Origin of the sequence: Pseudomonas sp. MF4836 (assembly GCF_002018875.1) — a bacterium.
In the GTDB taxonomy this organism is placed as follows: Bacteria; Pseudomonadota; Gammaproteobacteria; order Pseudomonadales; family Pseudomonadaceae; genus Aquipseudomonas.
Window position 1 is genome coordinate 1 of the sequence record NZ_MVOL01000039.1, and the last position, 1846, is coordinate 1846.

A 1846-nucleotide genomic window follows, 5' to 3' on the forward strand; every position below is an offset into this window, starting at 1 on the left:
CCCTCCTCGATTGAAAACACGTTGGCCGTGCCACGGTCGAAATGGATGCCGCCGTGAAAGTGGCCATTGTTGCCCAGGGGGAAATGCCCACCGTCCGCAAGCGCCAACCCGGCGTAGGCGTCCTGGACATCCGCAAAGGCTTTGCCGTCCTTGGCGTTGAAGGGGTAGCCCATTCGGGAGGTGGGTTTGGGGGCAACGGTCATCCTTGATGTGCTCCTACAGATTCAACGGGTGAACTGCCAGTTCCAGGTCTCGTCAGCAGGCAGGCCGTCCTCGGGGTTCCCCTCAAGCGCCAGCGAGTTGCCCTTGCCTCCTCCTTGCTGAATCAACGGGCCTTTAATACTGATGGCCACCGCGCTGAGGGTGATGCCGCCGCTGTCGAGGGTGATGGTCCCGCCAGGGCCACGTATGCGCATCACTTCGCCGGCTTGTAGTTCGATGACCCGCGAGCGATGGCGAATCGCCTGGCCTGCTTGCAGTTCGGATCGGCCTTCGATGGTGAGTTCCTGATGCCCGCCGATGCTGACCCAGTGGTTGGCCGTGGTCTTGTCGCGGCGGTGATTGCCGACTTCTTCGGTGCGGTCTTTGCCGGTGCGGATGCTGTGATTGCGGCCGATGCTCAGGGTGTCGTCCTGGCCGATATCGTGTCGGCGGTCTTGGCCGATATTGACCTGCTCGTTGTTGCCTACGGTTTCCTTGCGGTCGTGACCGATAGAAACAGTTTCGTCGTGCTCGACCTGCTCGTTGCGGTCGTGACCGACGAAGGTGGTTTCGTCGTGCTTGATGTGGATGTTCTGGTCTTTTTGCGCGTGGACGTAGATTTCCTCCTGATCCTTTTCGTCCTCGAAACGTAGTTCGTTGAAGCCTTCGCCCTTGTGGGTTTTGCTTTTGAGGGTCATCCGGGTCTTGTGCCGGGGTAGTTCGTAGGGCGGCAGTTGCAGGCGGTTATAAGTGCGGCCGGTGATGATCGGTTGATCGGGATCGCCGTCGTAATGCGAGACGATGACTTCCTGACCGATGCGCGGGATCGCCATATGGCCCCAGGTCGCACCCGAAATGTTCTGCGAAACGCGGATCCAGCAGGAGCTGTATTCGTCCTCTTTCCCTTCTCGATCCCAGGGGAATTGCACCTTCACTCGGCCGTATTCGTCGGTAAATATTTCCTCATTTTTTGGGCCGACTACCGTGGCGTTCTGCGGGCCGTCGATACGGGGTTTGGACAGCGGCTCTGCGCGCCATTCGGCGTCGTCCGGCACCAGTTCGGCCTGGTAGCTGTAGTGGGTTCCGAGTTGCGCCTCAGCACTTTCTTCAGCCTGGCTGGTGTGCTGCTTTCCGTGGTGAACGATGCTCACCGGGCGCCAGCCTCGGTTCATATCTTCACGTGGGTGGCCCGCGAGAGTGAAGGAAATGCCGGATTGCAGGCGCGGATCATCGCCCTCGACCAGCGCCATGCGTGCATCACGCCGATGACCACGCAAACGGTTTTCAGCGAAGGGTTTGCCGGCCTCATCAAACTTGGCCCGGGCCGGATAATCGTAACGTTCGTATTGGCGACCCTGATGGTCGAGATCGACGCCATCACGGCTGTGCTGATGGCCATAGCGCGGATGGTGGAAGGTGTAATCGCGCTGGGTCTGGCGCGCCGTGCGTACGTTTTCGCTATAAGCAAAGCGGCGTAGAGCCGGTTGTGGCTGATCACCGCCGGGTATGGGGTTGTAATGCACCGGCTCATCGCCAACGCGACCGTGGATAAAAAGGCGATCGCTGTGGACCAGTTGATGGCCTTCGGCACTGTGCCGAAAGGAATAAAAGAAACCTTCCTCGCGCATGATGCGTTCGACAAAGT

Annotated in this window: 2 protein-coding genes; both read right to left on the reverse strand. The window is 59.5% G+C overall.

The window, feature by feature from the left end:
• On the reverse strand, nucleotides 1-203 hold a 203-nt coding region (locus MF4836_RS35695), incomplete at its 3' end, for a hypothetical protein (RefSeq protein WP_153050310.1).
• Nucleotides 204-224: 21 nt separating this feature from the next.
• Nucleotides 225-1846 (reverse strand): type VI secretion system Vgr family protein (locus MF4836_RS34610; RefSeq protein WP_078474163.1); only part of this gene is annotated, 1622 nt, incomplete at its 5' end.